This is a genomic window from Lysinibacillus macroides (genome assembly GCF_001281525.1).
Taxonomy (GTDB): domain Bacteria; phylum Bacillota; class Bacilli; order Bacillales_A; family Planococcaceae; genus Lysinibacillus; species Lysinibacillus macroides.
Genome location: NZ_LGCI01000005.1, coordinates 158,717 through 185,673, shown reverse-complemented (window position 1 = coordinate 185,673; position 26,957 = coordinate 158,717). Strand labels below are relative to the sequence as shown.

General features: G+C 36.7%; 22 protein-coding genes. 5 read left to right on the top strand and 17 right to left on the bottom strand.

Annotated features, from left to right (window positions below; genetic code table 11):
• Window positions 1-28 precede the first annotated feature (28 nt).
• Window positions 29-1,207, bottom strand: a complete 1,179-nt coding sequence (locus ADM90_RS03760; RefSeq protein ID WP_053993724.1) for an iron-containing alcohol dehydrogenase — start codon at window positions 1,205-1,207, stop codon at window positions 29-31.
• Between the two features lie 81 nt (window positions 1,208-1,288).
• On the bottom strand, window positions 1,289-2,809 hold the full coding sequence (locus tag ADM90_RS03755) for a CoA-acylating methylmalonate-semialdehyde dehydrogenase (protein WP_053993723.1): 1,521 nt from the start codon (window positions 2,807-2,809) through the stop codon (window positions 1,289-1,291).
• A gap of 281 nt (window positions 2,810-3,090) precedes the next feature.
• Here ADM90_RS03755 and ADM90_RS03750 point away from each other — a divergent pair, with 281 nt between their 5' ends.
• Window positions 3,091-3,702 carry a TetR/AcrR family transcriptional regulator gene (locus ADM90_RS03750; RefSeq protein ID WP_053993722.1) on the top strand — a complete coding sequence of 204 codons (612 nt, stop codon included), beginning with the start codon at window positions 3,091-3,093 and terminating at the stop codon, window positions 3,700-3,702.
• 45 nt (window positions 3,703-3,747) lie between these two features.
• Here ADM90_RS03750 and ADM90_RS03745 read toward each other — a convergent pair whose 3' ends face one another.
• The 8 genes from ADM90_RS03745 to ADM90_RS03710 form a co-directional block, all read right to left on the bottom strand.
• Window positions 3,748-5,754 carry a GGDEF and EAL domain-containing protein gene (locus tag ADM90_RS03745; protein WP_053993721.1) on the bottom strand — a complete coding sequence of 669 codons (2,007 nt, stop codon included), beginning with the start codon at window positions 5,752-5,754 and terminating at the stop codon, window positions 3,748-3,750.
• A gap of 30 nt (window positions 5,755-5,784) precedes the next feature.
• Window positions 5,785-7,938, bottom strand: coding sequence for an RNA degradosome polyphosphate kinase (locus ADM90_RS03740; protein ID WP_053993720.1), 2,154 nt, complete (start codon window positions 7,936-7,938; stop codon window positions 5,785-5,787).
• Entirely contained in the window at window positions 7,935-9,482 is a 1,548-nt protein-coding gene (locus ADM90_RS03735) for a Ppx/GppA phosphatase family protein (protein ID WP_053993719.1), read from the bottom strand. Before ADM90_RS03735 ends, ADM90_RS03740 begins: the two co-directional genes overlap by 4 nt.
• Before the next feature lie 164 nt (window positions 9,483-9,646).
• On the bottom strand, window positions 9,647-10,549 hold the full coding sequence (locus ADM90_RS03730) for a chemotaxis protein (protein WP_053993718.1): 903 nt from the start codon (window positions 10,547-10,549) through the stop codon (window positions 9,647-9,649).
• 65 nt (window positions 10,550-10,614) lie between these two features.
• Complete coding sequence (locus ADM90_RS03725; protein ID WP_053993717.1) at window positions 10,615-11,937, bottom strand: MFS transporter; 1,323 nt, start codon at window positions 11,935-11,937, stop codon at window positions 10,615-10,617.
• Between the two features lie 250 nt (window positions 11,938-12,187).
• Window positions 12,188-13,054, bottom strand: a complete 867-nt coding sequence (locus ADM90_RS03720) for an NAD(P)-dependent oxidoreductase (RefSeq protein WP_053993716.1) — start codon at window positions 13,052-13,054, stop codon at window positions 12,188-12,190.
• Between the two features lie 222 nt (window positions 13,055-13,276).
• Window positions 13,277-13,483 carry an aspartyl-phosphate phosphatase Spo0E family protein gene (locus tag ADM90_RS03715; RefSeq protein WP_053993715.1) on the bottom strand — a complete coding sequence of 69 codons (207 nt, stop codon included), beginning with the start codon at window positions 13,481-13,483 and terminating at the stop codon, window positions 13,277-13,279.
• 92 nt (window positions 13,484-13,575) lie between these two features.
• The gene (locus ADM90_RS03710; protein WP_053993714.1) at window positions 13,576-13,764 is read right to left on the bottom strand and encodes a hypothetical protein; all 189 of its coding nucleotides are present in this window, start codon (window positions 13,762-13,764) and stop codon (window positions 13,576-13,578) included.
• A 362-nt stretch (window positions 13,765-14,126) separates the two neighbouring features.
• On the opposite strand from ADM90_RS03710, the gene ADM90_RS03705 reads away from it, so the two are divergent.
• From ADM90_RS03705 to ADM90_RS03695, 3 genes are all read left to right on the top strand, one after another.
• Window positions 14,127-14,315 (top strand): YkvS family protein, encoded by a 189-nt coding sequence (locus tag ADM90_RS03705; protein ID WP_053993713.1) that lies wholly within the window; start codon window positions 14,127-14,129, stop codon window positions 14,313-14,315.
• 84 nt (window positions 14,316-14,399) lie between these two features.
• Window positions 14,400-15,017 carry a CPBP family intramembrane glutamic endopeptidase gene (locus ADM90_RS03700; RefSeq protein ID WP_053993712.1) on the top strand — a complete coding sequence of 206 codons (618 nt, stop codon included), beginning with the start codon at window positions 14,400-14,402 and terminating at the stop codon, window positions 15,015-15,017.
• 61 nt (window positions 15,018-15,078) lie between these two features.
• Complete coding sequence (locus ADM90_RS03695) at window positions 15,079-15,777, top strand: hypothetical protein (RefSeq protein ID WP_053993711.1); 699 nt, start codon at window positions 15,079-15,081, stop codon at window positions 15,775-15,777.
• Between the two features lie 99 nt (window positions 15,778-15,876).
• Here ADM90_RS03695 and ADM90_RS03690 read toward each other — a convergent pair whose 3' ends face one another.
• The 3 genes from ADM90_RS03690 to ADM90_RS24960 form a co-directional block, all read right to left on the bottom strand.
• Complete coding sequence (locus tag ADM90_RS03690; protein WP_053993710.1) at window positions 15,877-16,323, bottom strand: MarR family winged helix-turn-helix transcriptional regulator; 447 nt, start codon at window positions 16,321-16,323, stop codon at window positions 15,877-15,879.
• A gap of 121 nt (window positions 16,324-16,444) precedes the next feature.
• The gene (locus ADM90_RS25510; protein WP_412176979.1) at window positions 16,445-17,134 is read right to left on the bottom strand and encodes an ATP-binding protein; all 690 of its coding nucleotides are present in this window, start codon (window positions 17,132-17,134) and stop codon (window positions 16,445-16,447) included.
• A gap of 478 nt (window positions 17,135-17,612) precedes the next feature.
• A complete protein-coding gene (locus ADM90_RS24960; RefSeq protein ID WP_235473302.1) occupies window positions 17,613-17,813 on the bottom strand; it encodes a hypothetical protein in 201 nt (66 codons plus the stop codon).
• Window positions 17,814-18,123: 310 nt separating this feature from the next.
• On the opposite strand from ADM90_RS24960, the gene ADM90_RS03680 reads away from it, so the two are divergent.
• Window positions 18,124-19,890 (top strand): B12-binding domain-containing radical SAM protein, encoded by a 1,767-nt coding sequence (locus tag ADM90_RS03680; RefSeq protein ID WP_053993709.1) that lies wholly within the window; start codon window positions 18,124-18,126, stop codon window positions 19,888-19,890.
• A gap of 407 nt (window positions 19,891-20,297) precedes the next feature.
• Here the strand turns inward: ADM90_RS03680 and ADM90_RS03675 are convergent, their stop codons facing one another.
• From ADM90_RS03675 to ADM90_RS03660, 4 genes are all read right to left on the bottom strand, one after another.
• Window positions 20,298-21,653, bottom strand: coding sequence for a TrkH family potassium uptake protein (locus ADM90_RS03675; protein WP_053993708.1), 1,356 nt, complete (start codon window positions 21,651-21,653; stop codon window positions 20,298-20,300).
• Window positions 21,654-21,766: 113 nt separating this feature from the next.
• A complete protein-coding gene (locus ADM90_RS03670; protein ID WP_053993707.1) occupies window positions 21,767-22,525 on the bottom strand; it encodes a TerC family protein in 759 nt (252 codons plus the stop codon).
• A gap of 263 nt (window positions 22,526-22,788) precedes the next feature.
• Window positions 22,789-23,874: an SDR family oxidoreductase gene (locus ADM90_RS03665; protein ID WP_053993706.1), complete on the bottom strand. Its 1,086-nt coding sequence runs from the start codon at window positions 23,872-23,874 to the stop codon at window positions 22,789-22,791.
• Window positions 23,875-23,895: 21 nt separating this feature from the next.
• Complete coding sequence (locus ADM90_RS03660; RefSeq protein ID WP_053993705.1) at window positions 23,896-26,946, bottom strand: efflux RND transporter permease subunit; 3,051 nt, start codon at window positions 26,944-26,946, stop codon at window positions 23,896-23,898.
• Window positions 26,947-26,957: the final 11 nt, after the last annotated feature.

The following is a 26,957-nucleotide window of genomic DNA, read 5'->3' as shown; positions in this document are numbered from 1 at the left end:
AGCTATCTGAATAACTCTTGAAAAATTTTTAAAATGTATAGGCAATTTTATAAAGCTCCATTAACTCTTCTTTCGTTGGAATCTTTGGATTGTTGGCAGGGCTACCACTGGCAAGTGCATCATCTGCCATTTTCGGTATAGCCTCATAATAGGCTCGCTTGTCTATCCCCCATTGCTGTAAATTTCCGATTTTCATATGTTTACACATTTCCTTAATAGACATAATCGCTAAATGTGCAAGTTCCTCTTGTGATAAAGGTTCTTTTGTCTTGTGGAAAAATTGCCCTAAATCAGCAAGTCGATCAATACAAGCCCCTTTTGAATATTCTAAAACAACAGGCAATAACATAGCATTTGAGATACCATGTGGCACATGGAAAAGCGCCCCTATTGGACGTGACATACCATGGACTAACGCGACAGAAGCATTTGAAAAAGATAACCCAGCTTGCATAGAGCCTAATGACATCGCTTCTCTCGCATCAATATCATCACCTTGTTCATAAGCCCTTACTATATTATTGACGATTAAATCCATGGCAGACAATGCAAGTACATTAGAATATGGATGAGCCAAACGTGACAAATAGCTTTCAATGGCATGGCTTAAGGCATCAATGCCTGTTGCCGCTGTAATCGCAGGAGGAGATGTTATCGTTAAAAGCGGATCAACGATTGCCACCGTTGGCATAAAGGCTGGCTGCTTAATCATCATTTTGACATCTGTCTTTATATTCGTAATAACTGTTGCATCTGTTGCCTCAGAGCCTGTACCTGCCGTTGTAGGAATAGCAATGTGTGGAATTGGTGACTGCCCTGCAACCTTTGCCATTTTCATATAATCCCCTACATAGCCGCCGTTTGTAGCTACAACCGCAATCGCCTTTGCTGTATCAATGCAGCTTCCGCCACCAACAGATACAACAACATCACAATCCTCTGTTTGTAATAAATCGAGTCCCTCAGTTACATATGAATCATCAGGTTCAGTTATCACCCCTAAATATGAAACTGCTTCCACTCCATGCGTTTTTAATAGTGTCGTACACTGCTTTACAAAGCCCAAGCTGTCCATAATAGGATCACTAATAATAAGTGCCTTTGTTCCCAGCTTTTTGGCATACTCTCCGACTTCTCGAAATGAATCACGTCCATAAACAATTGTACCCGGTGAATGAACCTTAAAAATTGTTGTTGTTTGTATCATCATTCTACCTCCTAAGTTCTGTTATCGAATAGTGGGCTATTAAGAATTGTTACCTGCTCAATAGCCCTTATCTAAGCTTAGTTAGTCAGTATTACTCGGAAAGGCAAATGTTGAGGCTGTGGATGTATTGCCTGCCAGCCAACGCTCTGAGATAGTCTTTGTTTTTGTAAAGAATCTTGCCTGATCGGGTCCAAACATATGCCCCTCACCAAAGCGAGAGCCCTTAAAACCAGCAAAATTATGATAGCCAACTGGAATTGGGATTGGTACATTGACACCTACCATGCCAACATCAATTTCTGTTGTAAATTTACGCGCTGCTAACCCATCATTTGTATAAATCGTTACACCATTTCCTAGCTCATGCTTATTAATAAGAGCAATTGCCTCCTCTAGTGAATCTACCCGCACAACATTGCGAGCAGGGCCAAATATTTCTTGCTCATATACTTCCATACCTGGCTTCACATGGTCTAATAATGTGGGTCCTACATAAAATCCTTGCAATTCTTTGACAATCGCTAGCTCACGTCCATCACAAATAACCGCTGCGCCTTCAGACTCTCCACGCTCAATAGCCGCAATAATTGCTTCTTTTGATTGCTGAGAAATAACAGGACCAAAATCTGAATCAGGGTCTGTATAGGGACCTACCTTTAAATTTGATATTTTTTCCTTAAGAATCGCTACAAGACGATCTGCTGTATCCTTTCCAACAGGCATAATTGTTGAGATTGCCATACAACGTTGAGAGGCTGCACCATATGCTGCACCAATAAAGGCATTGGCTACCTGCTCTAAATCTGCATCTGGCATCACAACCATATTATTTTTCCCACCACCAAGTGCCGTGACACGTTTTCCATACTTAGCACCTGTTTCATAAATATATTTTGCCACTGGTGTTGATCCTACAAATGAAATAGCTTGCACCGTTGGATTTTCTAGCAATTCATTCACCGTATCTTTATCGCCATTCACCACTGTCCAAATACCATCTGGTAAGCCAGCCTTTTTCCAAAGCTCACTAACATATAGAGCCGTCATTGGGACACGTTCAGAGGCTTTTAAAACAACTGCATTCCCTACAGCAATCGCCATACTCGTTTGGGCTAAAGGAACCATAATCGGGAAATTAAACGGTGCAATAGCTGCCACTACGCCTAATGGATATTTTGCAGAATAAGCATTGATTTGACCGCCAACATTAACAGAGTATTCCCCCTTCATTAACTGAGGAGCACCAATCGCTAAATCAACAGACTCCAAACCACGTGTAATTTCACCTTTCGCATCCTCGATTGTTTTACCACTTTCCGTACAAATAATCTCCAGCAGCTCCTCCATATTGTCAGTTACTAAGTTACGGAACCTTAGTACAATTTCTACACGTTTAGCCACTGATAGATCACGCCATTGCGGAAATGCCGCTTGTGCTTGTTCAATAGCCTCGCGTGTTTCTCCTACTGTTGCAAGTGGCACTTTCGCAATAACATCACCGGTTGTTGGATTAAATACGGAGCCAAAACGACCACTTTTCCCTTCTACTAGCTTTCCACCAATAAAATGCGTTAATGTTTTAACCTCTTGTACTGTTGTCATATTCGTTTCCTCCTCTTAAAATAGTTCTTAATACATCATACTGCTATGTTGACTTTTCCAGTTCTCAATCACTCAACAGGAAAATTAAGGTAGAGACTAGCCAACATCACTTTTTTATCGTAACATTAATAACAAATCATTTTAATTGACCACAGTCAATGACCTTGGTCAACTAAATCATAATCAAAAGAAAACCCTCTCGTCAATTAAAATTTCTTATTTTCAGAATATTTTTTATAAAAAATATTTCAACATAATGAATAATGGAGGTGTTAGCTATCATGGAATCACTAACGAGCAGACAAAAAAAAGCTTTGGCAACACGGCAAAAATTATTAAAAACTTCTTTAGATTTATTTAATAAATATGGATTTGAACATGTCTCTATTGAACAAATTACAAAAGCTTGCCATGTCTCAAAAGGAACATTTTACACATATTTTCCATCTAAGTATGATGTTATTTTGGAAAAATTTAAGGAACTAGATAGTTTTTATAGCACGCTTGAAAACAAGATAGATCCTTTATTACCTGCAAGTGGAAAAATTTTAGAACTATATCAGGAACAAATGAAGTATTTAACAACTGTTATAGGCAAGGACTTGATGCGTACTGTCTACACGGCTGCGATGACAAATCAAGTGGAGCAGGATCACTATTTAATTAATCCTCAACGTAAGATTTTTCAACTGATGAATATATATATTGAAGAAGGGATTCAACAAGGAGAATTTAGACAGGATTTACCTGCTGCTCGGATACAGGCTATTATTCAGCGTTGTATGCGCGCAAATGTTTATGATTGGCTCATTCATAGCGATGACTTTGATCTAGCGACAGAGATGGCACAATTTACAGCGATTGTATTAAGTGGTCTTAAAAATAACCAATAAAAAGTAGCACTTTATCCATTTCGTGATAAAAGTGCTACTCTTTCGCTAACTTACAAAATATTGTTGTTCAATAATGTCAACTGGTAATGGCTTATTATATAAATAGCCTTGCCCTTTTTGGCAATGATGACGTTTAAGAAAATCAACTTGTGTTGGCTCCTCGATCCCCTCTGCCACAACTTCTAAGCCTAAATTATGAGACATGGAAATAATGGCTTTAATAATGGCCTCATTTTTATCATCCTTTGCAATATCTGCAATAAATGATTGGTCAATTTTAATAATATCGATTGGATATCGTTTCAGATAGCTTAATGAGGAGTAGCCTGTTCCAAAATCATCCACTGAGACATAGACACCTAATTGCTTGAGCTCCGTTAAAATGGAAAAGGTTTCGTGAACATTTGTCATTGAGCTCTCAGTAATTTCTACCTCTAATAGCTCTGGCGGGACCTCATATTTTTGCAAAGTTGCTTTAATTTTTCGCGCAAAATTTTCTTTTCTAAACTGTTTGGGTGAGATATTCACCGCCACACGTACAGGACGATAGCCCTTTAATTGCCACTCTCGCTGATAACGACAAACCTCATCGATAATCCAATCACCAATTTCAATAATTAAGCCTGATGCCTCTGCAATTGGAATAAACTGAGCAGGCGATACAAAGCCAAATTTACGATTATTCCAGCGTAATAATGCCTCAAAGCTATTGATGCTATTACTCATTAAATCCATTTGTGGCTGGAGATGCAGGCTGAGCTCATTAAATTCAATAGCACGTCGTAAATGGGCTTCCATTAAGGCTTCATTTGGAAAAATGGTTGTCATATCTTCACGGTAATAACGATAGTGTGAACGTCCGTGTTCTTTTACAGAAAATAAAGCTTGATCAGCTTTGCGTACAAGCGTTTCTAAATCTTTGCCATCTGCTGGACTAAGTGCAATACCGATTGATACGCTAATAAAATATTCCTGACCGTCTACCATAAATGGCTGCTTTAACGTCTCTAAAATAGCGTTAGCGGTACGTTCAATTTTTTGAATGCTTGCATCCTTGACCACAAAGATAAACTCATCACTGTTATAGCGATAAAGTGCACATTGAGCGTAACAAAGCTCTTGAAGCCTGTGACAAAACATCCGCATCAGCTCGTCTCCCTTATTCTCGCCAAGGAATTCATTAAACTTTTTAAAGCGGTCAATATCAACTAAAATCAGGGCTGCTTGCTTCTGATCCTGCCTTTTATCCTGTAAATGTTGTAGCCAGTGCTCTTTTAGGGCTTTGCGATTCCAAATACCTGTTAATTCATCCATCAATGCTAGATGATAAAATGTCTCATGATCATTCCCGAATAAATCGGCATCTTTTACAAATAAATGGACACCGATTACCTTACCATTAAAGTAAGTAGGATATGTCCTTAAGTAAAAGGGCTTCTTACTCAGTAATTGCCCTTTGAATAAGCATTTAGGCATACTAAATGCTGAGCCTTCAATGGTTTTAGCAAATAACAGTTTAAATTCTTTGAAATATTTACCTTCTAATAATGAAAAAATATCTCGTCCCAATAGACTGTGCTGCTCTCTCCCTAAGAGAGAGGCAACTGTCATATTTTGATGAATAATTCGTCCTTGTAAATCTGTTGTGAGCACTGGATCAATATGCTGTTCCACAAATTGTAAATATGGCTGTACAGTATAGTGCACCTCTCGAAAAATAACGGCAATCATGGATGTAGAAAATGACTGTACATGAATCGTAAAATTTTTTTCTTGAAGGTCAGTACCTACTTGCAGGATTGCTTGTTGATTAGCGTCTTCGTTTAGAATTTTCGATAGTTGTTTCCAACATTGCTGGGTAAAAAAATGCTCGGCTGCTGTCGCTGTGTCATCCTGCAACTCCATAAATAATGGTAGCTTCTCATTAAATTCAACAACCTCAAATACATTTGTATCAACTTTTCTTAAACATACAACAGCATCAAATGGATTAAGCTGTATAAGCTGTCGATAATCTGCAAATGGCGCTACACTCTCTCTATAGTTTTTCATTTTATCCCTCACCTAAGGAGCGTGTTTGCTCTATTCTTCGTCTAGCGTAGGCTTTAATGCTTCCTGTAAGAAAATCTCTTGACTATTAATCGGGTCTTCACCACGATTAAACTCTTTATAATGATATTTACCATTTGAGTCTTGAATACGCGCTTTTGCTGTATCCATTAATTGCGTATTCATAATGTCAATAATACGAGTTTTTATATCATTTGCATATACAGGGAATAAAATTTCTACACGTTTAACCATATTGCGCGTCATCATATCCGCGGAAGATAAATAAATCTTATTTTCTCCGTTATGATGGAACCAGTAAATACGAGAATGCTCAAGGAAACGGCCAACAATACTTGTCACTGTAATATTTTCACTAATACCAGGAATGCCAGGTCTTAAACAGCAAGTGCCTCGTATAATAAGCTCCACCTTTACGCCTGCAATCGATGCCTCATATAGCTTCATCATTAAATCCTTGTCTGTCAGTGAATTCATTTTTGCACGAATAAAACCATTACCATATTTTTTATGACAAGCAATTTCCTCATCCATTAATCGTATAAATTCATCTCGGATATCAAAAGGCGCCACGACTAAATGATTAAACGTAGGTTTCTCTGTATAACCACTTAAATAGTTAAAGAAGTTTGTCGCATCAACGCCAAATTCTTTATCTGTCGTTATGATGCCCATATCCGTATAAATTTTTGCAGTGGCATCATTATAATTACCTGTTCCAAGATGCACAAAGCGCTCAATTTTGCCATGCTGACGACTAACGATAAGTGTTATTTTTGAATGGGTTTTTAAATTATTCATGCCGTAAATTACGAGACAGCCTGCTTGCTCTAATTGCTTTGCCCAATGCACATTATTTTCTTCGTCAAAACGTGCTTTTAGCTCGACTAATACTGTTACTTGCTTGCCATTTTCAGCAGCAAGCTTTAATGCTTGAATAATCGGTGAATTGCCACTTACTCGATACAATGTTTGTTTAATCGCAAGGACATCTGGATTGACAGCTGCTTCTGCAATAAAATCAACAATCGGCACAAATGATTCATATGGGTGATGGAAGAATATATCTTGCTGTAAAGCCTTTTCAAAAATATTTTCATCTGACTGGACATCTAAAGGTGGCTGTGGGAAGAAGCTTTCATACTCTAAGTGCTCGCGGCCTACGGATATCCCTTTAACAAAGGAGAACATAAATGTTAAATCTAAAGGACCATCAATATGAAAAACATCCGTTTCCTCAATTTCAAATTCTTCTAACAAATACTGAAGCACTTCATCGTTCATTTCTCCTACACGAACTTCGAGGCGACTACCTACTCCCCATTTTCGTTTTTTCAGCTCTTTTTCAATTTCAACTAACAGATCTCTCGCACCTTCCTCATGAATGGTTAAATCTGCATTTCTTGTTAAACGGAATGCTTGAGCTGATTTGACACTATATCCATAAAATAGCTTTTCAATATGTGCAACAATAACATCCTCTAATAACACAACAACTGTTTTTCCCTCTTCAGATGGCACTTTAATATACCGATCTAGTACAGAAGGCACTTGTACAATTGCAACCCTCTCGCGATTCTCTAGGTCTTCCTCATCCTGCTCTAGCAGCACAAGTAAATTTAAAGTTTTACCAAGCAGGATCGGGAAGGGTCGATAGGCATCTACCGCTACAGGTGTTAAAACTGGGAAAATGGTTTCCGCAAACATTTCATTAATATATGCTTTTTGTTCACGATTCAAATCTTTCATGTCTGCAATATGTACATTATGTTGTGGTAATAAATCATAAATTAAATGTCGATATACTTCTGTTTGTCGACGTACAAGAGCCTGGGTACGCTCTGCTATTTTTGCTAATTGTTCCTTTGGGGTTAAACCCGATTTATTTTCTGGCTTATGAAAACCCGCACGAACCTGATCCTGAAGCCCTGCGACACGCACCATAAAAAATTCATCTAAATTTGAACTAAAAATGGCTAAAAACTTCAAACGCTCTAGCAGGGGATTATTAACATCCTCTGCTTCTTCTAATACGCGTTCATTAAAAGCAAGCCAGCTTAATTCGCGATTATTATAATACTGGGGCTTAGTAATTTCCTCTAATAACCGACTATGCTCTGAGAACTCTTCCTCATGTAATTCATTATTTGTCACTTCAGTTGTCATACATTCTTCCACCCTTCTTCAATAAAATTAATTTTTAATGGCACTTTTAATGCTCGTTCCAAATGTTTTTTATGTCGATGCACTTGGTATTTTTCGGCTGCTGCATTATTTTTCATATAAATATCGAGCTCTACATAATCTTCTTCTGTATGCATTTCCAGTGCATGCACCACATTGCGCTTCGAAACATTCAAAGCATAGACAAATTTTAATAGCCCTCCAAAATTACGTATTTTACGATATTCCTCTTGGCTCATCCATGTTGTAAAGGGAGCCGCAAATCGTTGAAAATAGTCTTTATTTTTATACGAGGCAAGCAATGCGAGGATCACTCTTTCTTGATGATTTAACCCGTCAATGGATTGATTGGCAATCAAATAAAATGTATGCTGGCTTGCAGAGCTTAATTCAATATACTCGCCTATATTAAATACCTTCGCTGCCTTTACTAATAATTGTAAATCTTTTGTATTATATTGTAAATATCCTAAATGACAACATTTACGATATAACTGGTCTGCTAAATGCTTTAAATAATTAACTTCCATTTCTGTACGTCCATATTGACGTGCTAGCCTTCTTACATTTCCTTCAAATACGTTATATTTATCAAAGGCGTTTCCCTCGGTTTGCAAAATACGTTGAATAATAAGTCCTTCACGTAAGCCTTTTTTTGTAAGCTGGAATGATTCACTTCCAACCACCTCCATCAATACTCTAAATACCTCTAATGCAGGAACAATAATATCTGCACGATCAGATGAAAGCCCATCAAGCTGATTTAACTCTTGAAAGCTTAACTGCCCTAAAAATGAGCTGAGATCATCTAAATCTTCCTTTGCCATAGCATAGCCATGCACACTTGCAATAGGGTAATCATGCTTTTGCTGGTGAATTTGTGCAATATTACGTGCACTCCCACCAATTGCAATAATAGGTAAACCGACATTCTGTATCCAAGGAAGTGTTTGGAACTGCTCTTTCACAAAGGCAATTAGCTCCTTCTTTTCACTGCTATTGATGATGTCCCCCTTTACAAAGCGTTGCTTTAACGACACTGTTCCAAATGGAAAACTATGTGATTGCTGTAGCTCTTTATTTTCAAATAGCGTGATTTCGGTACTTCCTCCGCCAATATCAATGGTCACGGCAGACGTTGTGCCCATTGAATAAGCAACCGCAACATAGCCAAAATAGGCTTCTTCCTCTTCTGATAAAAGCTCTATTTGGATACCTGTTTGTTCCTTCATTTGTGTAATGATTTGATCACGATTTGTGGCTTGTCGAATAGCAGCCGTTGCAGCCGCTTTAACATCCGTTATTTCAAATTCCTCAAGCATTGCTTTAAATGTTAATAAAGTTTCGGATAACACTTGAATGCCATCTTCAGACATCTCTCCCGAGGGCTGTATATACGTACGCAAACGTGCTACCGTTTTAATATTGCCTAACTCATGAAGCCCCTCTTCATAATTGTACTGATATAATACTAATCGAATGGTATTTGAGCCGATATCAATAATGGCTGTTTTTAATTCATTCAAATCATCACGTCCTTCAAGTGTATCATTCTGTTATTTTGTACATGGTGTGTTGTACTATACAAAAAAGTCGGACCCTTTCAGGCATCCGACTTTTCTTTCATTTATTCATATACTCGCAGGATACCCATTATTAAAATTGTCAAGTATCGTGTAAGGCATATACATCACAAAATCAATTGGTCTATACGTAAAATAAGCTCTGCAATTTCTGGCTTACTAATTTGATCCTCTGCTCCTACTTGATCACCCTTATGACGAAGATCATCTGTAATGAGACTTGAGAAAATAATAACAGGAAGCTTTTGTAAATCAGGATGCTCTTTGATTTTGCGTGTCAAATGATGACCATCCATTTGTGGCATTTCAATATCTGTTACCACCAATTGAATATGCTCACTTATATCACTACCACCTTTTACAATTCCCTCTAAATACTCATAGGCATCACGGCCGTTTTCAAAGAATTCAAGATTGCTATAGCCAGCTTCATTCATCGTATCAAATAATAATTTGCGTAATAATGGTGAATCTTCTGCAATTAAAATGCGCTTTTCACTGCGATCACGTTTTCCAAGCTTCTTCACGGATTCCACACTAATACCTGACTCAGGGTTAATATCTACCATAATTCTTTCGAAATCTAGTAGCAAAATCATCTGTTCATTTTGCTTTATAACACCGATGACTTGTGAAGTTCCCCCTTGATACATATCAGAAGGTTTTTCAATTTGATCCCAGGAAATACGATGAATTTGTGTTACATTATCCACATGGAAAACAACGCGTTGTTTATTAAATTCTGCAACGATATATTTTTGCTGTGGATTACGTTCTACCCCTTGAATGCCTAATACTCGCAGCATATCCACAACTGGTAATACCTCACCGCGTAATTGAATAATCCCTTCTACATGCGGGTGCGCGTGTGGAATAAATGTCACTGGTATCGGTTGAATAATCTCTTTGACTTTAATAACATTAATGCCAAATTTATTATTCGCTACTTCAAATTCAACAATTTCCAGCTCATTTGTGCCACTTTCTAATAATATGCCTTTATGTTCCAATGCAACCCCGCTCCTTTCTCTACTTCTATTTATAATTCAATTGTATCATAGGCAATACATTTCTCCTACTTGCGATTTCCATTTTTATCATTAACTTTTAGATGTACCAATAAACCAATCACTGTCATCACAATCAAGGTAGATAATGCTACACGACTTGCAAGCGTACCATAATCCTTCATCCATAATGTAACGGTTCCATATACAGCTGGACCAATAATGGATGATACTTTACCTGAAAAAGCAAATAAGCCAAAGAATTGTCCACGTTTCTCATTTGGTGATAATTCAATAATATATGTCCTAGATGTCACCCACATCGATCCAAGAGATATACCAAATAGACTACCAGCAAGCCAGAACATCCATTGTGCTGAGGCAAAAACAGCGAATACCAAAGCAACAATCATAATAAGTGCAACAATCGTGATAGCACGTTTAGCGCCTATGGATTTCGTAATATAACCAAACGCAAGAGAACCAAGGATTGTGGACACCGTGGAGACCAAATAAAGAACAATAAATTGCCCAGAGCTAAAGCCGACAATTGTCGTAGCATAAACAGCCATCATCGCAATCGTTGTCGCAATAGCATCATTTAAAAAGAAATAAGCGATCATAAAGGTAAAAATCGCTTTATATTGCTTCATATCCTTAAAGGTTTGAATAATTTCTTTATAGCCATCAAAAAATTTAATCGGCTTTCGTTCTGATTTTGGAATCGGTGCATCTTTATTAATAAAAAATAAAGGTAATGAAAATAATAAATATAAAATAGCTGTTGGGATAAATGCTCGATGAAAATCACTATTACCTACATATAAATAAACAAGTAAGCCAAAAATTGTACCAAGATATCCAACGGCAACACCATAACCAGAGATGAGAGGCATCTCCTCTTTTGTTCCTAAATCACCCATCATTGAATCGTAGAATACTAGACTGGAATTAAAGAAAAATTTAGCAATTACAAAACTAACAACGACTAAAAATAAGCTTAACGGCACACCTGAATAATGGGCCGTTGTTTGTAAATTAGCAAAAACCCCCATCATAAACGTAAATAGGATAGAAATAGAGGCAAACCATACAATAAATTTCTTTTTATAGCCTGTATTATCAATCCATACGCCAAAAAGTGGGGAAAAAACGACTAATAGGAAGCTTGCAATAGCATTGGCGTAAGAAATAAATGTACTTGCTACCTGCTGCATTACTTCATTTGTTCCCAACACTTCATCCATATAAAAAGGGAAAAATACAGTATTTATATTGGAGGAAAATATTGTATTAGCAAAATCATAAAATGCCCACGACAGTATTGGCAACGATAAGTAAATCGCTAACTGACTTCGATGTTGTCCATCTATTGCTCCGTTCTTCTTCATAAAATCCTCCCTCTACTCTCTATAATAATCAAATAATTTTTTTCTGTAATAAATATTATCTTTTTTTAAAGAAAATTAATATTATTTACAATATAGCAGTAAATTCAATCAAGCATAACTAAAAACCAATAATAATAATAAAAAAACTGCCCCACTTTCTACAGCCAAAGCCGTAGCTATCAGTCAATAGTAAAAAAACCTAAAGTATCTTCTTCAAACAGCGAAGATACTTTAGGTTGCGTTCAATCGGTTATTCGTAGTGTTTCAAAAGTGCTTGTGTGCCATTATCAGCATAGCCCTCTTCAACAAGCTTTTCATACATTTCATAGGCTAAGGCAAGACCTGGTAAAGAAATACCCATCTTTTTTGATTCATCTAAAGCAATTTTCATATCCTTGACAAAATGTTTAATATAAAAACCTGGTGCAAAGTCTTCTTTTATCATACGTGGCGCTAAATTACTTAATGACCAAGAGCCAGCAGCCCCCGATGAGATAGATTGCAAGACAGTTGCTAAGTCCAGCCCTGCCTTTAAACCATAAGCCATTGATTCACAAACCCCAATCATACCAGAAGCAATCACAATTTGATTGCACATCTTTGCATGTTGTCCTGCCCCTGCTTGGCCCTGATAAACAATATTTTCACCAAAATGCTTCATAATCGGTAAAATTTTATTATATGTAGCTTGATTACCGCCAATCATAATCGACAATGTCCCATTTTGAGCCCCAATATCTCCCCCAGAAACAGGTGCATCTAAAGCCTCGACGCCGATTTTTTGTGCATGTTCAAAAATTTTCTTTGCTAAGGATGGCTCTGAAGTCGTCATATCAATCACAATATTGCCAGACGCTGCTGTTTGAAACAGCCCCGTTTCTCCAAAGTATACTTCTTCAACATCGGAAGGATAACCAACCATTGTAAACGCTATTTCTGTATTGTGAAACGCCTCAGCTGGCGTACTTGCCCAAGATGCTCCTAATGCTATAAGCGATTCTGCTTTTGCCTTTGTTCGTGTATATACGGTTACTTCATGCCCATTTTGTAATAAATGCTTAATAATACTAGCACCCATTACACCCGCTCCAATAAATGCAATACGTTGTTTACTCATATGTATTTACTCCTTTGTCGACAAATTCTTCTTATTTTTTCAGTTTAGGCGAATAAATAAAATAATTCAAACTATTCCTGTTGTTTGTATACACCGAATAAGCAAAAAAAAAGAGCGAGTGATTGGGGGATCACTGCTCTAAAGGGGGAAATGAGAATGTTGCTGTGTTCATAGTAAGTTATTCCCCAACAGAGCACACTTTAAACATATATTTTTAAAATGTTATACCCTGTCAATATTAGAACAATCCTCTTCCTCGTCTTGTTCTTTTTCGTCCTCAAATGCAGTCTGTCTATAATAAGTATTCATTAACTGGTCTAACCTACGACTCAGTTGAATGGTTTTTGCATTTTGTAACCCATTTTCTACACCTGAGCGAATCATCATCTCACGCGTTTGTTCCATTTGTTTCAAGAGTAGATTGACCATTCATACAACCCTCCACATACAAATAATCATACCATTATTATACATTTATATTTCATTTCTTACAGCATTAACTTACGACAATGTTCGACAAATTAACTTCTAGGGATTTCACTGTACGTATAAATAATCCGTCCACTTTGCTTAGCCTCACCTCTGAAATGTTTAAATAAAGGATGCTTCACTAGTATTTCCCTAAAATCATAAAATTCTTCCTTTTGGATTTCAATACTTTTTATTTCCCCATTTTGTAATTGATTAAGCATATTTTCATATTTTTCCATTAATTTCATTCCTTTCTATTATAGCATCTTCTTTGTGTCATAAAATTTCGTCACCAGAAAATGTGATGGTCGATCTAGTAGTTGACTGAAGCGTCGCTAGGATAGCTCCTAGGGGTTTTGTGGCAAGTTGTAACCATTCTTAGCCTTTGTTTCTTTAATGAGTAAAATAGCCCCTTCAACGCCCTCAGTTAGCTTTGTTCTGTGCAACTGCAAGAAAACACACTCCCAAAGGGGAAGTCAACTATAAATTATGAGGAGGAGATGTAATAAAGATAAATTTTGAATTATTTAAAAAAAGCTTTACGTTTACCAGATTTTCATGCAAACTGTATATTATTAGTCGATGAAGGAGCTGACTGTCTGTGAAAATAGCTGAAGTTGGAAATATTATCGAGTTTAAAAATGGTCTTCAAGGGATCGTTGAAAAGGTCAATGAAAATTCTGTAATTGTTAATTTAACATATATGGAGAATTTTAATTCCCTTGAAATTGAAGAAAAAACAGTCGTCAATCATAAACGCTACAAAATTTTATATACAAATGAAGCTTAAATTAAAAGTCTGAATAGTCCCTATTTGTCTTTATAGATGATATGGGGCTTTTTTTTTGATAAAATTAAAGCATGGAGGTCGAATATGTTAACAAATTCGAAACAAACAATCATACTTCTCCTTTCTTTATTATTCGTTTATGGTATGCTTGCTTTTACCTTTGCTAACCAAGCCGTATTTTGGTACATGTATGCATTTACTTTACTCGTATGTATTGCCATCGCCATTCTAGCAGGGACTATTGAAGATCAATTACCAACATGGCAATTTTTACTCTTTGGTATTGGATATGGTACTATCACATATGGGATTATCCGCTTAGGTTATTGGCTCGCCCCATATATCGATAATCATTTAGTACAATCTGTTCAAAAGTTTTTAGCAACCTATGGACCACAAAATATTTGGCACTATGCTTTACTTGTTTTTATCGTTGCCATTGGTGAAGAGCTATTCTGGCGTGGTTATGTCCAACAGCAGTTAAAGCGCTTTATGCGTCCCGTTTTGGCGGTTATCGTTACCGCTGTATTATGCGCTATCTCGATTGCCCTTAGCGGCTTTATATTGGGTGTAATAGCTGCACTTGTCGCAAGTCTTATTTGGGGCTTTCTATATGAATGGCGTAAAAGCATGCCTCTTGTTATTGTAGCCCATGTTGTTTTTGTACTATTATTATTTTTAGTATTACCTTTAACATCATAACATTAAAAGCTGGAAACATTTTATCTTTACAAACGTTTAATTTAGAAAGGGAGGGTTTTTTATGCAAAAAAAATTTTTTTCTATCCTTGCATTATTACTAACAGCTGTATTATTTGTAGGCTGTAATACTTCTGAAAAAACAGGAGATGCAGATGCGGAACAAAATGAGCCATCTGATACTGGTGCTGAGCAACAACCAACCGATAATGAAACACCCGATGAAGCACAAGAGCCAGAGGAGAACGTTGATACGCCTGTAACCAATGATACAGAGGAAGATGATACGAATGGGCAAGCTCAACAAGATGTAAACTATGTCCAAAATGGTGAAGATAAAACTGAAACTGCTTCTGAAGCTAACAGTGTTGAGCAAGGCTATAAAATACAACAGCTCCCAGGATTTACATTAACACAAGAAGAGCCAGGTAAGGATATGCTCGTATCGAATGCGGATGACGAAGTATTCATGCGAATTGAAGCAATTGATGCTTCACAATCAAGCTTTGCTAATGTGAAAACAACTATGCAGGATTATATGAATGCTGTTGGCGAAACAGTAGCATTATCCGCCGATGAATTAGTAGCATTTAAGGATGTTCAAAATATTGAGGGTTATGTTGTTGACTTTGACACAGAAAAAGTAATTGGGGTTGTTTTTGAAAAAGATGGCCTGATTACAAAAATAACAATCCATGATAATGATGAGCAAGATTTAACAGATGCTATGCTAAACATGGCTGCAACGATCTCTAAAAAATAATGCTTGATAAACCGAAAGAGACTATAGACACAGCATTGTCTATAGTCTCTATTGTGTTTATAGATAAAAAAGCTGCCTCAATTTATTGAGACAACTTTTTTAATAAGATAAATCTTTAATAGAAAGACCGATTTTCTTTAATAATATAATGGCTTGCTCTTGCTCTGCTGGAGATAGCACACTCATTAATTCATGTAGATGCTTTTCGTGTTTTGGGAAAAGCTCTCCCATAAAAGCCTCACCTTCTGCGGTAATTTCCGCATACGTTACGCGACGATCTGATGGGCATGAAACACGTAGTAAAAAGCCTCTCTTTTCAAGCTTATCAATAACATACGTAATAGACCCACTGGCAAGTAGAATTTTATTGCCTATTTGCTGTAATGGCTGCCTTCCTTTATGATAAAGAAGCTCTAAAACAGCAAATTCAGTTGGGTTTAAGCCATTTTCCTGAAATAATTGATGTGTTGTCTCGTTGACAGCTTTCAGTGCACGCGATAATACAATATATAATTTTAAAGATTGCTTTAAATCTTCTGACGTCATATCCTTTTCCCTTTCAATTCGCTCTTCTACTTGACATTATAGCGATATTAGAAAAGCATTGTCAAAAGCAATATTTCATTTAGCCTATACACGATTCAACAAGCAACTATTTTTACTCTCATTATGTTACTAAATACGCAGAATTTTTCGCGGACACTTCTAGCGTGTCCATTTGATTAAATGTGTATATTGGAAACTGTAGATGGAAGGATGTTCCCTTCTGTAACTCACTATTAACGCCTATTGCACCATCATGCTCTTCAATCACCTTTTTTACAAAAGCAAGGCCTAATCCTGTGCCTTTTGTTTTAGTTGTGTAAAATGGTTGGAATAGATTTTTTAATGTTGTGCTGTCCATACCAGCACCTTCATCTTTAATTAATAATTCAGCAATTGCACAGTCATTGGTTAGCATTTCAATCGTAATGGTGCCACCACTATGCATAGATTCCATTGCATTTTTAATTAAATTCACAAATACTTGCTTTAATCGGTTCTCATTACCACCGATATATATCTGTTGAGAAGGAGAAATATACTGAATCGCAATATCTTTCATGAGTGCATCTGGCAACATAAATTCAATGACCTGTTTCACAAGCTGATCCAGCTCTAATAATTCCATCTTCATTGTCGTTGGCTTGGACAATACCAAAAGCTCAGACAAAATTTGTTCCATTCGTTGGAGCTCGCTATCAATCACTGAAAGATACATACGTGATTCATCATCAGCGTTTAACTTTAATAACTCAGTAAACCCTTTTAGTGAAGTTAATGGATTACGGATCTCATGTGCAATACTTGCAGCCATCTGCCCAACCACATTTAAAGCTTGTTGATGCTCAACTTTATGCTGCAATTGCTTTTTTTCTGTTTCGTCATTGATCACAGTCACGATAATATTATTGTACTCATCAAAAATACTTGAAATTTCATAATAGCATGTACTGCCAACCTGGGTTTCATCCACTACATGAATACTTGCATGCTTGTCACCCATCAGTTTTGAAAGATATGCAGTAATCTGTCCCTTTTTTAATGTAAATGAATCAAATATATGCTGATGCGCTTTATGAAGAAGCTGCGAATTTTCTACTTTAAGAAACATTTCTGCATACCTATTAAGCCCAAGAATAATGCCACTAGCATCACTTACAATAATAGCATAAGGCAAATAATCATAGGCATTAAAAGATTGGGATTTCTCATGTGCTTGACTAACGTATAATTTATGAGCAACATCATCTGTTAATGTTGAAATTTGTGCAACGATTTCTTCTGTATGTGAGTCATAAAAAACACTTAAATGATAGCATTTCGAACTCATTTCCAGCTATTTTAATATTAAAGATTTCTTCTGAGCGTAAATCACGCTGTAATTGTTTGACGAATTTTGCCCATTTTAAATTAGATGGCTCGTCCATCGTTAAGTAACCCATATACGTTAAATTAAGATTAAAAAGTTGGATAGCAGCCTCATTGACGTTCAAAATTTTCCCTGCTTTATTGAGTATAAGTGTTGGTGACGAAGTACTTTTCATAAGATTTCCAAAACATTGATTAATATCATTTTGCTTCAACTTTCTCACCGAACCTTTCAAAAGAGTAAAAAACCTCTAAATCGAATTTTGAGTCTTTACTATACTTTATGATCGTACGATTCTATTATTACAAAATTTAGTAAATTTAAGTATTTTAAATTATTTCACGAACCGTTCACAAAATAAATAGGTAAAAAGAATTATATTGTCTGTCAGATACTTGACTGTTACAATTAAATACTGAAAGGAAGATTATTGTATGAATACTATTTTAACGACTTTAAATGCCAAGTATATACACACAAATTTAGCATTGCGCTATTTAAAAGGTGCTACTTTACCAGAGTTTAATCCAATTATAGCAGAGTATACAATTAAAGATCCCGCTTTTAATATTGTATCAGATTTATTCCAAAAAAAACCTGATATTGTTGGATTTAGCTGTTACATTTGGAATATCGAAGAAACGATTCATGTTATTAAAATGTTAAAAACTGTCTGTCCCCATGTTAAAATTTTGCTTGGTGGACCTGAGGTTTCCTATGATTCTCATCATTGGTTACGCCGTATTCCAGAAGTAGATTTTATTGTTATGGGTGAGGGTGAAACTTCATTTAAACAATTATTACACTATTTACACGGTGAAATATTACTTGAGGATGTTCCTGGAATTTGTTATTTGGAGGAGGGTAAAGTAAAAATTCACGCGCAGCCGCAAAAAATTGATTTACGTGAATTACCAAGTCCATTTCGCTTCGAGGAGGATTTACCACATTTAAGTAAACGAATTCAGTACATTGAAACAAGTCGTGGTTGCCCATTTAGCTGTCAATTTTGTTTATCCTCTATTGAAGTTGGTGTGCGCTACTTTAACCGTGAAAAAATAAAAGAAGATATTCGATTCTTAATGGATCATGGAGCTCGTACCATTAAATTTGTTGACCGTACCTTTAATATTAGCCGTAGCTATGCGATGGAAATGTTCCAATTTTTAATTGATGAGCATAAGCCTGGCGTTGTATTCCAATTTGAAATTACGGCAGATATTATGCGTCCCGAGGTTATTCAATTTTTAAATGACAATGCACCACAAGGGCTATTCCGTTTTGAAATTGGTGTCCAATCTACGAATGATTTGACGAATACACTTGTCAAACGCCGTCAAAACTTCGAAAAATTAAAACGTACAGTAACAATGGTTAAAGAGGGTGGCAAAATTGATCAGCATTTAGATTTAATTGCTGGTTTGCCTGAGGAGGATTATGCAAGCTTCCGTCAAACGTTTAACGATGTTTTTGCTATGCGTCCTGAGGAGCTTCAGCTTGGTTTTTTAAAACTTTTACGTGGGACAGGTCTACGATTAGAGGCTGAAAAGTTTGGTTATACCTATGTGGATATAGCTCCTTATGAAATCTTTTCGAATAACGTTCTAACATTTGATGACATCGTTCGCATTAAACATGCAGAGGATGTTCTTGAGAAATATTGGAACGATCATCGTATGGACTATACGATTGAATATTTAGTGACAGAGCTCTTTGCTACACCATTTGATTTCTTCCAAAGATTTGGCACATACTGGGAAACAAAAGGATGGTCTCGTATTGGTCATCAACTAGAGGATTTATTCCGCCGATTATTAATGTTTTTAGAAACGGTAGAAGAGGCAAATTTGGACATTATTAAGAGTCTTATGCAGCTCGATTATTTGTCGGCTCAGCAATTTCAGCCACGTAAACTATGGTGGAAAGAACGACCAACAGAAGAACAGCAAAAAACTATTTATCGTGCATTACGTGAAAATCCTGCAATCGCTGGTGAAGAATTTGCGAGCTTCAAGCTGACTGAGAAGGAGCTGTTTAAGCATACATTAGTGATTCCCCATGCACTTGATTATCAAAGCTTCTTAAATAGCAAAATTGTACAAAGAAACGGTTATCTATTAATTTACTTCCGTCATGGTCAATCTCCTTATTTTGCATCCATTCATTTGACAGAACCGAATGAACAATTAGCCTTAAAATAAGCAAGGAAATAGACTAATGGAAAAATCCACCTGTACTTCCCTAAGAGAGGTAAGGTGGATTTTTATCATTTTCTGCCCTAATTATACTCTTTTTTTAGCTGAAAAAGTGTTTTAATCTTTCCAAAATCAGTATTGTATTCATATAATAATTATTGTCCATATTAGGCCAAAAGTCTTAAATAAAGATGTTTGCATTTTGTCAGTAATACCTACCCACTGCCTTTATATTCGGGAAAATATAATTTGAAAATTTTGTGGCATTATTTATCTTTTTACAATTTATCTTTAGCTCATCTTGTTCTAGTTACATAATTCGACATCTTCTAGTATTTTTTCACACTATATAATAGAAGAAAGTCATATTCAAATTAGATACTTTGCTAAACACTTCATTTTTTTTTCGTTATTTACCCGATAATCACGCGTTCCTTCGGATAATGGAAGCTTGATTTTTTTCCTCTGCCACCACCGCCAAGTGTATAAAGGAAGGAAATTAAGCCTACTCGACCAATAAACATTAACACTATAATAATGATTTTACCTACCACCGATAAATCTGACGTGATGCCTAATGACATGCCACATGTACCAAATGCAGATGTAATTTCAAAAATAATTTGAATTAATGACGCTTGAGGCTCTGTAATCAGCAAAATAATCGTTGCCATTAGCACCATAAAAAACGCCAATAAAATGACAACAAAGGAACGGAAAACATCAATTAAATGAATTTCTCGTCCAAATATTTGAATATCCTCTTTTCCTCTTGCATAGGTAATTAAAAATAAAATTGCTATCGCAAAAGTAGTGGTACGAATTCCTCCACCTACTGAGCTTGGTGAAGAACCAATAAACATGAGAAAGCTCATAAATATATCTGTCGCTTCACTGAAGGTTGTTACATCATACGTTGTGAGACCAGCTGATCTTGTGGATACAGAATGAAACATTGCCGAAAAAAGAGCCTCATGCCAAGACATCTCCTTAAAGGAATGGAATGATTCAAGTAATAAAATTACAAGTGCTCCTACAACAAATAATAATGCATAGGTTGATGTCGTAATTTTTGTAAATAAACTAAAACGAAAATTCACATGTCGTTTAAGCAAAAATGTTTTTACTTCAATTAATACAGGGAAACCAATAGCCCCTAGTACGATCAGTACCATTGTCACCATTTGAACAAAATAATCATTGTGAAACGGTAATAAGCTTAGACCTGTAATATCAAAGCCTCCATTCGTTGTAGCAGAAATAGAAGCAAACACACCATGTAAAAAGGCTTCTTCGAATGTATCGAAATAATTGGTAAAATGAAGCGTTAAAATAAAGGCACCCATTACTTCAATACCGATTAAAATTTTTATAATTTCTCGAATTAATTTTACAACACCTGATAAACTGTATTGGTTATGGTCAATCATAATCAACTGTCGCTCACGCATGCCAATTTTTTTCCCTATTAACAGCCAGACAAAGGTACCCAGTGACATAATGCCAATGGCGCCTAGCTGTAAAATTACCAGAATCATGATAAGTCCAAAGGTTGTATAGGTTTGTGATACATTAATGGTTGTTAAACCCGTAACACTCACTGCACTGACTGCGGTAAATAAGCTATCTAAAAAGGAAACCTTTACACCTTCTTGATGAACGCCCGGAAGTCGTAGTAACAGGAAGGAAATTGCTATAGCTATAAAATAATAAGAAACGAGTACCTGAAACGGTGTAACAAGTTTATTTGATGATTTTTTCCAAGGCACTTTCGCACAACTCCTCCCACTTAGAATGCCCAACTAGATAGATAATAGTATAAAAAAAATAGCTAAAAAAAGAAAGAGGAATAGCTGTAACTATCCCTCCCAATCAATATTCTTTATTTTTGACGACGAACACCTACAAGATAGCCGATTAATGCTATTGCTAGTAAGACAATCCAAAATGTCAATTCCCATACAGTCGAATGTGGAAATTCTTCAGGTAATATGCCTACTTTTTCATGAGCTAATGTTAAAACAACGAGCTTCACACCTACCCAGCCTACAATTAAAAATGCTGCTGTTTCAAGTGAAGGATAATCATTTAATATTTTGACAAACCATTGTGCTGCAAAGCGCATCATAATCACACCGATAAATCCACCGAGCAGCATCACTATAAACTGTCCACCATTGATGCCACCAATATCAAATTCCCCCAAATGTGGCAATGTTACGGCAATTGCAACTGCTGCCAGCATGGAATCAATAGCAAACGCAATATCAGCCGCTTCCACCTTAAGCACTGTTAACCAGAAACCCGAGCCCTTTTTTGTTGACTTGTTATCCGCATCTTCTTCAGGGTCATCCTTCTGTTTACGCAAATCATAAATATTTTTGGCAGACATAAATAGTAAATATGCTGCACCAACCGCTTGAATTTGCCAATAATTGACCAACACTGTAATAACAAACAGAGCTGAGAATCGGAAAATTAGTGCGCCAAATAAGCCATAAAATAGTGCCTTTTTTTGTTGCTCTTGCGGTAAATGCTTCACCATTACAGCCATTACGACCGCATTATCTGCAGCAAGTAAGCCCTCTAATACAACAAGTACAATGAGTACCCAGCCATACTGTAATAAAATTGCTTCCATTATTGTGCCTCCTCTAAGCTCTATACCCCTAAAATGACCATTTTAACGACAGAATAATCGAAAAAAACCCCTGCCTCTCTTTCAGGCAAAGGTTTCACTAAGTAAATAAGCATCTCAATTCTACGTCCATCATTTTACGTATAGCACTATTCACGATCACATTCGATTTTAGCGAATATGACCCCAGGTAAATCACTATTACCTGTTAGCTACTTCTTTTTAAACATTATAGCACTATCATTTATAACTGACAAAAATATCTATTATTTAATTTGGACCTGATAGTTTTTATTTTCTTTATTAGCTAAATAAAATTCAATCATCCTTGGCATTGTCTTTATAAAATCAGGACATGTAATACTGCCTTTTTGCAAAATCTGCTGTGCTTCTGAGGTATCAAATGTAGCATTCCACGTTAAGTAATCTAGTGTTTCTTGTTCGACCCCTAGTTTTTTCCGAATAAGCGGAACCTGCAATGAGAGTTTCGCTAATGTAAATGGTAAACGCCCCTTTGGATATGTATTCGTTATTAATTTCACCATCGTCCGATATACTTCCTGTATAGGGTGTGGATTAGGGTCTGTTAAATGAAGTGTTTTCCCCTTCGCCTCTTCCTGATTCATGAGAAAAATAGAGGCTTTTAAAATATAATCAACTGGCACTACATTAATAGTGACTGTTGATTGACCAATATACGGAATAATGGGCAGCCCCTTTAAACGGTCAACTAAATTTAAAAAGAAATATGGACCATCAAATTTCACCGTTTCCCCTGTTTCAGAATGTCCCCGTACAATTCCAGGTCTAATAATAGTCAGTGGTATTTCAGATTTTAAATCCTCTACCCGATGCTCAGCCTCATATTTTGTTTCCTCATAGTAATTTTTAAAGGCTGGTGGCCGAATCAGCTCATTTTCACGCAGTATTCCTTCACGTGTACCAGCTACATAGGCTGTACTAAAATACATATAGCGTCTTAAATTAGGAAGGCTGCGCACGAAATCATTGACCATTGTTGTTCCATGCACATTCACCTTCCAAGCAATATCACGTGGCACAGCTAAATCATAAATGGCGGCTAAATGCCAAAGTACTTCAATTTGCGGGCCAATCTCCTTGAGGATCTGATCATCCAGTCCAAGATTGGGTAATGTAATATCCCCTTCTACAACATGAATGGAGCAGTCAGGAAACTCCTCCAGTAATTTATTTTTCTCCTGATTTGCCTTAATGGTTTCTCCTGCTAACACGATGGCAATAACTGTTTGTGTCTGTTTTTCTCTAAATAATGATTGAATTAATTGACTTGCTATAAATCCAGGAAAACCTGTAAAAAAGTGAACCTTCATCTCCCATCCCCCTTAAGTCCATCACATCTTCCTTGTTTCTTTATCCACTAAACTATAGACAACTGGTACAATATACAATGTTAGTAATGTTGAGGTTACAAGCCCCCCAATTACTGCAATCCCCATGGGCTGATTCATCTCTGTACCTTCGCCAAGACCAAATGCCAATGGTAGCAGCCCTAATATCGTTGTTAATGCTGTCATTAAAATTGGGCGTAATCGATCCTGTGCAGCAAGTAAAATAGCTTCATAACTTGCTATCCCCTTTGCCTTTTGCTGATTAATATAATCAACAAGCACAATGCCATTATTCACAACGATCCCAACAAGCACTAATATACCTATAACAGAGGTTACACCGATTAATGTATGTGTTGTGAACAGTGCCACTGCTACTCCAATAATCATCAAGGGTACTGTAAACATAATAACGAATGGATACTTGAACGACTCAAATTGAGCAGCCATGACAATATAAACAAGGATAATTGCTAAAGCAACAGCCAGCAGCATATCATCTATTGCGCTATCATAAAGCTCACGATCCCCGCTAAAAACAATTTGCGTAGTTGGTGATAAATCAACTTGTGCTAATGCTTTATCCACTTTTGCAGAAATACCGCCTAATGATTCCTTTGTTTCATAATCCACAAAAAATGCTACCGCTGCTGCCTGATCGGAACGGCGAATAGAAACAGGACCTTCCTCAATAGAAATGGTTGCAATATCTTCTAATTTCACAAATAACCCAGCTGGTGATCGTAGCTGCATCGCCTTTAATGCATCAAGGCTATTATTAAATGCTTGTCCAAAGCCAGTATAGACAGATAATACAGCACCATCTTCTGCAATAAGCTGAGATGTTAATTGTCCCTTTGTCATTTGGTTAACGGTTTGCGCAATTTGTGCTGGCATAAATCCATAATCTTTCGCCTTTTCTCGATTTACCTCGATTTGAATTTCTTGTACAGTGTTATCTAAATCAGTAGAGATACCTGTTACTTCAGGAATATCCTGTAGTTCCTGCTGTACTTGATGAACAGCAAGTTGTAGTCTTTGCTCATCAGAGTCTGTTAAGCGGAATGTTAATGTATTCGGTGATGAGCCAGTTGCTGTCGATACACTAAATTTAATATCAGCCTGCTCGCCTAGCTCTCTTTGTAAATCCTGCTCCACTTCCTCCACAAACTCAAAAATTGAACGCTCTCTTTCTGCTAATGGAATGAGCTTGACAGATAACTCCGCTTGATTCGCACTCGTTTGATTGCGTGACTGTGACTGCTGTGTACCGCCTATTAAGCTAACATAGACATCCACATCTTTTTCCTGCTTTAAGCGCTCCTCTATTTTCTCAACAACCTTCTCTGTTTCTGTAACAGCTACTCCCTTTTCGAGAGTAACACTGATCGATGTAAAGCCTTCATCTGTTGGTGGTAAAAACTCTGTACCGATTCTTGTTAATCCAAATAATGCACCTCCAAAACAAATAACAGTCACAAAAATAACAAGCAGACGATGCTGTAGTACCCATATAATGGAGGCTTTATAACGCTGATAAAAGCGCGATTCATTACGTTTTTGGTAAATATTTGTAGTTGTTGCTTTTAGCAGACGGCTTGCCAGCATTGGCACTACTGTTAGCGCCACCACTAACGAAGCGAAAAGACTAAAGGAAATCGTTAAGGCGAATTCTGTAAAAATTTGCCCAATCAAGCCTTCAATAAACATTACAGGAATAAATACTACGACTGTTGTAAATGTTGATGCTGTAATGGCAAGGGCTACTTCTTTTGTTCCTTCCTTTGCGGCAGTAATAGGGTCTTTCTCCTGCCCTAAATGTCGTTCAATATTTTCAATGACAACAATTGCATTATCCACAAGCATTCCAATACCTAATGCTAGTGCCCCTAATGTCATAATATTTAAGGAGAAATCAGCAAAAAACATTAACACAAATGTGACAATGACTGAATAGGGAATCGCAATTCCTATAATAATTGGACTTTTGATATTTCGTAAAAAAACAAATAAAATAAGCATTGCAAATAATCCACCTAGCAATAAGGAGGAGCCAATATTTTGAATAGCTACATCTACATAGCTTCCTTGGTCAACTAATATATCTGCTGTCATGTCCTTGTATTGTTCTTTGGCTAATAGCTCGTCTAATGCTTGCTGGAATTCCTTTGAAACCTCTGCTGTATTTGCGCCCGATTCCTGCAAAACAGACATGAGCACGGCTGGATATTCATTCGCACGTGTTGTTGTTAATGATTGTTGTTCTGTTCTCTCAACCGTAGCAAGATCACCGACTGTCAATGTTTCACCATTTAAAGGATTCACTGAGACAATAAGTTGGGCAATGCTTTCAGGTGAAGATAATGTACTTACAATACGTGTGGTTAACATTTTTCCATCATCCGTTACAACAGGATCACCAGGCAGAGAGAGATTATTTGCTTGAACAATTTGAATAATATCTGTCTGTGTTAAGCCCTTTTCCACTAGCTTTGCTTCATCTAGTGTAATTTGTACTTCTTCTATCAGCTTGCCAGAAACATTTACGCTGGCAACCCCCTCTGTTCGTTGTAACTCCTTCTCTAGTTCCTCTACCAATAAACGCACATCAACCTGATCATTTTCTGCACGTAGTGATAGTTGAATAATAGGGAATTGGGACGGGTCGAATTTTAAAAAGCTCGGTTTTCCTGCATCATTTGGTAATGGTGTCATATCAATGCGCTGTAAAATATCGAGTTGGACATCTTCAATGCTAGTGGACCAATTAAACTCAAGCACAATTAAATTGGTTCCTTCTTGTGAGGTGGATTGTAACTTCTTAATGCCAGGTAAGGTTGCAAGTGTCGCCTCTAAAGGCTTAGTAATCTTCTCATTAACTTCAGTTGGACTTGCACCAGGATAAGTGGTGACAACCACACCTATTGGGGGATTTAACTCTGGAATAAGTGTAATAGGAATTTTTAATAATGATACCCCGCCTAATAAAATAACAAAAAGCATTGTCACGATCGTAAAGACGGGTCTTTTAATGGAAAAATTACTAATGTTCATGGTAGACAAAC

Bases quoted from the DNA above. Each gene is read 5' to 3' on its own strand.
- ADM90_RS03760 (WP_053993724.1), bottom strand. From the start codon at position 1,207: ATGATACAAACAACAACAATTTTTAAGGTTCATTCACCGGGTACAATT.
- ADM90_RS03755 (WP_053993723.1), bottom strand. From the start codon at position 2,809: ATGACAACAGTACAAGAGGTTAAAACATTAACGCATTTTATTGGTGGA.
- ADM90_RS03750 (WP_053993722.1), top strand. From the start codon at position 3,091: ATGGAATCACTAACGAGCAGACAAAAAAAAGCTTTGGCAACACGGCAA.
- ADM90_RS03745 (WP_053993721.1), bottom strand. From the start codon at position 5,754: ATGAAAAACTATAGAGAGAGTGTAGCGCCATTTGCAGATTATCGACAG.
- ADM90_RS03740 (WP_053993720.1), bottom strand. From the start codon at position 7,938: ATGACAACTGAAGTGACAAATAATGAATTACATGAGGAAGAGTTCTCA.
- ADM90_RS03725 (WP_053993717.1), bottom strand. From the start codon at position 11,937: ATGAAGAAGAACGGAGCAATAGATGGACAACATCGAAGTCAGTTAGCG.
- ADM90_RS03720 (WP_053993716.1), bottom strand. From the start codon at position 13,054: ATGAGTAAACAACGTATTGCATTTATTGGAGCGGGTGTAATGGGTGCT.
- ADM90_RS03715 (WP_053993715.1), bottom strand. From the start codon at position 13,483: ATGGTCAATCTACTCTTGAAACAAATGGAACAAACGCGTGAGATGATG.
- ADM90_RS03710 (WP_053993714.1), bottom strand. From the start codon at position 13,764: ATGGAAAAATATGAAAATATGCTTAATCAATTACAAAATGGGGAAATA.
- ADM90_RS03700 (WP_053993712.1), top strand. From the start codon at position 14,400: ATGTTAACAAATTCGAAACAAACAATCATACTTCTCCTTTCTTTATTA.
- ADM90_RS03695 (WP_053993711.1), top strand. From the start codon at position 15,079: ATGCAAAAAAAATTTTTTTCTATCCTTGCATTATTACTAACAGCTGTA.
- ADM90_RS03690 (WP_053993710.1), bottom strand. From the start codon at position 16,323: ATGACGTCAGAAGATTTAAAGCAATCTTTAAAATTATATATTGTATTA.
- ADM90_RS25510 (WP_412176979.1), bottom strand. From the start codon at position 17,134: ATGGCTGCAAGTATTGCACATGAGATCCGTAATCCATTAACTTCACTA.
- ADM90_RS03680 (WP_053993709.1), top strand. From the start codon at position 18,124: ATGAATACTATTTTAACGACTTTAAATGCCAAGTATATACACACAAAT.
- ADM90_RS03670 (WP_053993707.1), bottom strand. From the start codon at position 22,525: ATGGAAGCAATTTTATTACAGTATGGCTGGGTACTCATTGTACTTGTT.
- ADM90_RS03665 (WP_053993706.1), bottom strand. From the start codon at position 23,874: ATGAAGGTTCACTTTTTTACAGGTTTTCCTGGATTTATAGCAAGTCAA.
- ADM90_RS03660 (WP_053993705.1), bottom strand. From the start codon at position 26,946: ATGAACATTAGTAATTTTTCCATTAAAAGACCCGTCTTTACGATCGTG.